Below are 6397 nucleotides of genomic sequence, written 5' to 3'. Positions count from 1 at the left end.
GGCCGGCCGGCGCTGCTCAAGGTTCCGCGGCTGATGGGCCAGACGCTTGGCTTCGTCTCGTTCGGCCGCGTCGCGCGTGCAGTTGCGAAGCGAGCCGCGCCGTTCGGCCTGCGCATGATGGCCTACGATCCCTTCATCCAGGAAACGCTGATGTACGACCACGGCGTGATCCCGGCGACGCTGAACGAGGTGCTGTCGCAATCCGACTTCGTCTCGATGCATGCCCCGGCGAGGCCCGAGGTCCATCACATGCTGACCGAGAAGCACTTTCGGCAGATGAAGAAGGGCTCGATCTTCGTCAACACCGGACGCGGCGCCACCGTGGACGAAGAGAGCCTGATCAAGGCGCTGCAGGAAGGCTGGATCGCGCACGCCGCCCTCGACGTGCTGGAGAAGGAACCGCCGTCGCACAACAATCCCCTGCTCCGCATGGAGAACGTGACCCTGACCGCCCATGTCGCGTCGGCCTCGGCACGGTTTGACGAAGCGCGCAAGCGCCGGGTGGGCTACGAATTGTCACTGGTGCTGCAGGGCATGTGGCCGGTAAGCTGCGTCAATCCGTCGGTGCTGCAAGACACCGCGCTCCGTCGCTGGCAACCCGTCAGCATGGATCGCGGGCCGAACAGCTAGGCGGCCGGCGCTAAGGCGCCAACGACCGAAACGACCCTTCACCGGCGACCAACGCCGGGAAGGGAACATATATAGGGAGGTACTGATGAGGAACGACATCACACGTCGTGATGCCTTGGCGCTGGGCCTATCCGCTGCAACGTTCGCCGCCACCGGTGCTGCAGCGCAAACATCCAACATCAAAGCCGCCGACGTGGCGGCGCCCAAACGCGAGATCGAGAAGGGCGCGTCCTTGCGCATGCTGCGCCCGGTGCGCTTCGTTCAGGCCGACGAGGACGTGTTCCGCGCAAATACGGCAAAGTTCAGCAAGGAGACCGGGGTCGAGGTCAAGGTCGACTTCGTCGGCTGGGAGGACATCAACCAGCAGACCGCCGTCACCTCGAACTCCGGCGCGGGCCCCGACATCATCATCGGCTTCTCCGACGCCCCCCACATCTACGTCGACAAGCTGATCGAGCTGACCGACGTCGCCGACTATCTCGGCAAGCGTTATGGCGGCTGGCTGCCGCTGGCGCAGAAATACGGCAAGAAGAGCAAGAGCGAGTCCTGGATCGGCCTGCCGTTCGGCGCCACCGCAGGTCCCCTGATCTACCGCAAGTCGATCCTGCAATCGGTCGGCTTCGACAAGGTACCGGAGGATCATGCCGGCGTGCTCGACCTCTGCCGCAAGCTGCACAAGGCCGGCAAGCCGGCCGGCTTCGCACTCGGCAACGCCAAGGGCGACGGCAACGGCTTCGCCAACTGGGCGCTGTGGTCGCACAACGCTGCCCTGCTCGACGAGGAAGGCAATGTGGTCATCAACAGCAAGGAGACGATCGCCGCGCTGAACTGGGTCAAGGAGCTCTACCCGACCTTCATCGCCGGCACGCCATCGTGGAACGACGTCAGCAACAACCGCGCCTATTCCTCGCAGGAGATCTCCCTCACCGCCAACGGCGTCTCGCTGTACTTCTCGTTGAAGAACGATCCGGCGACCAAGGCGATCGCCGAGGACAGCGAGCATCAGTTGCTGCCCAAGGGCCTCGCCAAGGTCTCTCCGATGGCCGGCCTGACGCTGAACGCCATGGTGTTCAAGCACAGCCCGTATCCGAACGCCGCAAAGGCCTTCCTGCAATACATGCTGGAAAAGGACCAGTACGAGCCGTGGCTCAACGCCAATTCCGGCTACTGGTCCCAGCCGCTGGCCGCTTATGCCGAGGCCGCCGTGTGGTCGCAGGATCCCAAGGTGAAGCTGTTCAAGAACTCGATGAACAGCACTTACTATGACGGCTACAAAGGCCCGATCTCGACGGCGACCGGAGCCGTCAGCGCCGACTACGTGCTGATTCAGATGTGCGCGTCCGTTGCGACCGGCGCGGCCACGCCGGAAGCCGCCGCCGCCGAAGCCGAGCAGCGGTGCAAGCGGTACTTCCGGCGGCAAGGCCGGTAGACATCGACAAAGCCGCCGTGATCGCGAGGAGCTCGTGACAAAATTGCAAAGCAATTTTGCACTGAAGCGACGAAGCAATCCAGACTGCCTCCGCAGACTCAGACTGGATTGCTTCCGCCTTCGCCAAGGCTTCGGCGGACAAGTCGCTTCGCTCGCAATGACGACGTGGTGACCTTCAACGACAGGACAACACACTAATGTCCGTGACCACCCTCTCCTCCCCCGCACTGGCGCAGCGGCAGCCGTCCTGGCTGGTGCGGCTGTTCGACTACAAGCCGTTCCTCATCGTGATGTGCCTGGCGCCCGCGATCGGGCTGCTCTCGGTGTTCCTCACTTATCCGCTTGGCCTCGGCGTCTGGCTCGCCTTCACCGACACCACGATCGGCCGGCGCGGCATCTTCGTCGGCTTCGAGAACTTCCAGTATCTGCTCACCGATCCCCTATGGTGGAACGCGGTATTCTACAGCGTGGTCTATACGGGGATCGCGACCTTCGGGAAGTTCGCGCTCGGCTTCTGGCTCGCGCTGCTGCTCAACAACCATTTTCCGTTCAAGAGCATCCTGCGGGCGATCATCCTGCTGCCCTGGATCGTGCCGACCGTGCTCTCGGCACTGGCGTTCTGGTGGATCTACGATCCGCAGTTCTCGATCATCTCCTATCTCCTCGTCGACGTGCTGCATTGGCGATCGAGCAACATCGACTTCCTCGGCTCGCCATGGCCGGCGCGCTTCTCGCTGATCGTCGCCAACATCTGGCGCGGCATTCCCTTCGTCGCGATCTCGCTGCTGGCGGGCCTGCAGACCATCTCGCCCTCGCTCTACGAGGCCGCGATGCTGGACGGGGCCAGCGCCTGGCAACGCTTCCGCTACATCACCTTCCCGATGATGATGCCGATCCTCGCCATCGTCATGACCTTCTCGATCATCTTCACCTTCACCGATTTCCAGCTGGTCTACGCCATCACCCGAGGCGGGCCGGTCAACTCGACCCATCTGCTGGCGACGCTGGCGTTCCAGCGCGGCATCGCCGGCGGCGAGCTCGGCGAAGGTGCGGCGATCGCGGTGTCGATGATCCCGTTCCTGGTGTTCGCGACGCTGTTCTCATATTTCGGCCTGGCACGCCGCAAATGGCAGCAGGGAGAGGCCAATGACTGACACCGTCGCGCAACCGGGCGTCGCGGACGCCAAGGCCGCACCCGACACCATGGCTTGGGATTCCGGGCTGCGGCGGCTGATGATGATCTATTTGCCGCTCGGCTGCTTCGTGCTGATCCTGCTGTTTCCGTTCTACTGGATGGCGATCACCTCGTTCAAGCCGAACGCGGAGCTGATGAACTACAAGGATCACAATCCGTTCTGGATCTCCTCGCCGACGCTCGCCCACATCAAGCATCTGTTGTTCGACACCGCCTATCCGCGCTGGCTGAAGACGACGATGCTGGTCGCGATCGGTTCGACCACGCTGTCCTTGATCGCGTCTACGCTCGCCGCCTATGCCATCGAGCGCCTGCGCTTCCGCGGCAGTCCTTATGTCGGCCTCGGCATCTATCTCGCCTATCTCGTGCCGCCGTCGATCCTGTTCATCCCGCTCGCCACCGTCGTGGTGCAGTTCGGCCTGTTCGATTCGCCGCTTGCCCTGATCCTGGTCTATCCGACCTTCCTGGTGCCGTTCTGCACCTGGCTCCTGATCGGTTATTTCAAGTCGATCCCCTATGAGCTCGAGGAATGCGCACTGGTCGACGGCGCGACACGCCTGCAGATCCTGCGGCGTATCACGCTGCCGCTCGCGGTGCCCGGGCTGATCTCGGCCGGCATCTTCTCCTTTACGCTGTCCTGGAACGAGTTCATCTATGCGCTCGCCTTCATCCAGAGCGGCGCCAACAAGACCGTGCCGGTCGCGATCCTGACCGAGCTCGTGACCGGCGACGTCTACCAGTGGGGCGCGCTGATGGCGGGATCGCTGCTGGGATCGCTGCCGGTTGCGATCTTCTACTCTCTGTTCGTGGATTACTACGTCTCCTCGCTGACCGGCGCGGTAAAGGAGTAGATCGCAACTGCGGCGTTTGGCCCGGTTTCACAAAACTGCAACACGCGATCCGCATAACGCGTGCGTCCGCCAACAAGCGCGCGGGCCGCGCGACGCTGCTCGATGGGGTCGGCCTGATGGTTGCGGCCGGCGAGATGGTCGCCATCATCGGCCCGAACGGCGTCGGCAAATCGACGCTGCTGCGGCTGCTCTCCGGCGATCTCCGGCCGAACGCAGGCGAGGTGCGCCTGAAGCAGCGCGCCATCAGCAGCTTCACGCCGCGGGAGCTCGCCGCGCACCGCGCGATGCTGTCCCAGCACATCAACGTCACCTTCCCCTTCACCGTCGAGGAGATCGTGCAGATGGGCGCAGGCGAGCGCAGCGCGCGTGAAGCTGGACCGCTCGTCGATGCTGCGCTGGACGAGGTCGGGCTAGCACATTTCCACGAACGGCAATTGCCGACGCTATCAGGCGGCGAGCAGCAGCGCGTCCATTTCGCCCGCGTCCTGGTGCAGCTCGCCTGCGGCGAAGCCGAGCATGGTCCGGGACTTCTGCTGCTGGACGAGCCGACCTCGAGCCTCGATCTGCGTCACCAGATCGACCTCGTAGAAGCCGCCCGCCGCCGCGCCGGCAGCGGCACGGCCGTGATCGCGATCCTGCACGACCTCAATCTCGCAATCCGTTTCGCCGACCGGCTCGTCGTGCTGGCTGGCGGCAAGCTCGCCGCAGACGGCTCGCGGACGGATGTCCTCACCCGCGAGACCATACGCGACATCTTCGAGATCGACGCCGTCGTGCATCAGGCTGACGGCGTACCGTATGTGCTACCGCAATCGATGCGGGCAGCGGTGCCGCCGCGGTGAAGGTGCGCTCCCTCCCCCGCTGGCGGGGGAGGGCTGGGGAGAGGGTGTCTCGACAACGAAGATTCTCCCAGAGGAAAGAGCCCTCGCCCCAACCCTCTCCCGCAAGCGGGAGAGGGGGCGCACCTCGTTCGTGGCCGGCAACCTACCCCGCCGGCACGATCACCATGCCCTTGTCCTTTGGCCAGCGGATGCGCCAGGCGAAGTTGATGTCCTTGACCTCGCCGGCCTTGGCGTCGAACGACCATTCCAGCACGCCGCGCTTGTCACGGATATCTTTTGCTGTGGGCGGCGTGGTCGCGGGCAGCATCTCGACGACGATGTCCTCGCTCTCGCTGACCGGCAGCTGATCCTCGATCGCGACCTTGATCGGGAAGTCGTGACCATTGCGGATGGTGGTCTTGAACGAACGCTCGTCCGTCTTCGACGTCGTGACCAGAAGTCCGGCCGAGCCTTCGTTGCGCTTGAGCACAGCGCGCTCGATTCGGACCTTGTCGTCGGCGCCGAAGCCGAGCCGCACGATGTCGTCCTTGGCAGAGGCTGAGATCTTGCCGCGACCGACAAAGACGCCGTCGCGATAGATCGCGACCTTGCCCGGCAACAGCGTCGTGTCATCCGTCTGCTTGAAGCTGGCTTCGAGGAAGGCGGTCGGATCCAACACCGGCGCGGCGCGGACAGCGAGATCGGCCGGCACCGTCATTGCCGCGATGCGCAGGCTCTTGGCGCCCTCGGCTGCGCCGAGGCTGACGCGACCGGGAATTCTGAAGGTGGCCTGGAAGTCGCCGATCTCGGCGACAGCCTGCTGTTCGTCGGCGCGTTCACGCGGCTCGGCCGACTCCGCGACCTTGGCCATCGCGGGCGATTGTGCCTGACGCGTCATCGGCGCGGGCCGCGCCAGATCGGAGGCCGTGCCGAGTGCCATTGGCCTCTGCGGTTGCGGATATTGCGCCACGAGCGAGCCCAGCTCCGGCGCGCTGCCGCCGCGGCTGATGCGAACCGTGGAGACGCCGAGCGTGACGTTGGACCAATCCTCCCCGGTCGATTGCGTGATCTCGGCACGACGGACCAGCTCCAGTTGCGCCTTGCGGTCCTTGGCGCCGGTGTCGAGCCGGGCGTCGTAGAGCGGCATCCAGCGCGCATTGCGCACATTGTAGGTGACCCGCAACGTCGCCTTGGTCGCGGCCGGCGCGGCAATGTCCATGCGAACCTCGAGCTTGCTCGCCGGCTTGGCCTTGCGCTCGGCTTCGAGCTGGGCGATCTGGCGATCGATCTCGCGCAATTTGCGCGTCGCATCACGGATGGCCGTATCGGCGCTCGCAATTTCCTCACCGACCGCGGCAAAGGCCGTGCGCCATTCCGCAATCGGCCGCGCCTCGCCCTTCTCGCCGATGCCGACGGGGGCGGCTTCCGCAAAGTGCTCGGCGAACTTGCGGCGGGCGTTGGCCGAGTCGAT

6 protein-coding genes are annotated in these 6397 nt (G+C 64.7%); 5 read left to right on the top strand and 1 reads right to left on the bottom strand.

Annotation, left to right across the window (positions count from 1 at the left end; all coding sequences use genetic code 11):
• The 5 genes from MOV74_RS28540 to MOV74_RS28520 all read left to right on the top strand — a co-directional run.
• A partial coding sequence (locus MOV74_RS28540; RefSeq protein WP_309486844.1) for an NAD(P)-dependent oxidoreductase occupies window positions 1-630 on the top strand: 630 nt, incomplete at its 5' end.
• A gap of 85 nt (window positions 631-715) precedes the next feature.
• Window positions 716-2059 (top strand): ABC transporter substrate-binding protein, encoded by a 1344-nt coding sequence (locus MOV74_RS28535; protein WP_246929962.1) that lies wholly within the window; start codon window positions 716-718, stop codon window positions 2057-2059.
• A gap of 197 nt (window positions 2060-2256) precedes the next feature.
• Window positions 2257-3213 (top strand): carbohydrate ABC transporter permease, encoded by a 957-nt coding sequence (locus tag MOV74_RS28530; RefSeq protein WP_246929961.1) that lies wholly within the window; start codon window positions 2257-2259, stop codon window positions 3211-3213.
• A complete protein-coding gene (locus tag MOV74_RS28525) occupies window positions 3206-4105 on the top strand; it encodes a carbohydrate ABC transporter permease (RefSeq protein WP_404979186.1) in 900 nt (299 codons plus the stop codon). Before MOV74_RS28530 ends, MOV74_RS28525 begins: the two co-directional genes overlap by 8 nt.
• A 47-nt stretch (window positions 4106-4152) precedes the next feature.
• Window positions 4153-4947 (top strand): heme ABC transporter ATP-binding protein, encoded by a 795-nt coding sequence (locus tag MOV74_RS28520; RefSeq protein WP_309486845.1) that lies wholly within the window; start codon window positions 4153-4155, stop codon window positions 4945-4947.
• Between the two features lie 142 nt (window positions 4948-5089).
• Here MOV74_RS28520 and MOV74_RS28515 read toward each other — a convergent pair.
• Window positions 5090-6397: mucoidy inhibitor MuiA family protein (locus tag MOV74_RS28515; RefSeq protein WP_246929957.1), on the bottom strand; the 1308-nt coding region annotated here is incomplete at its 5' end.

This window comes from Bradyrhizobium sp. SHOUNA76 (assembly GCF_023006445.1).
In the GTDB taxonomy this organism is placed as follows: domain Bacteria; phylum Pseudomonadota; class Alphaproteobacteria; order Rhizobiales; family Xanthobacteraceae; genus Bradyrhizobium.
Note: the sequence above shows the minus strand (reverse complement) of the source record. Positions and strands in the feature narration are given on the sequence as shown.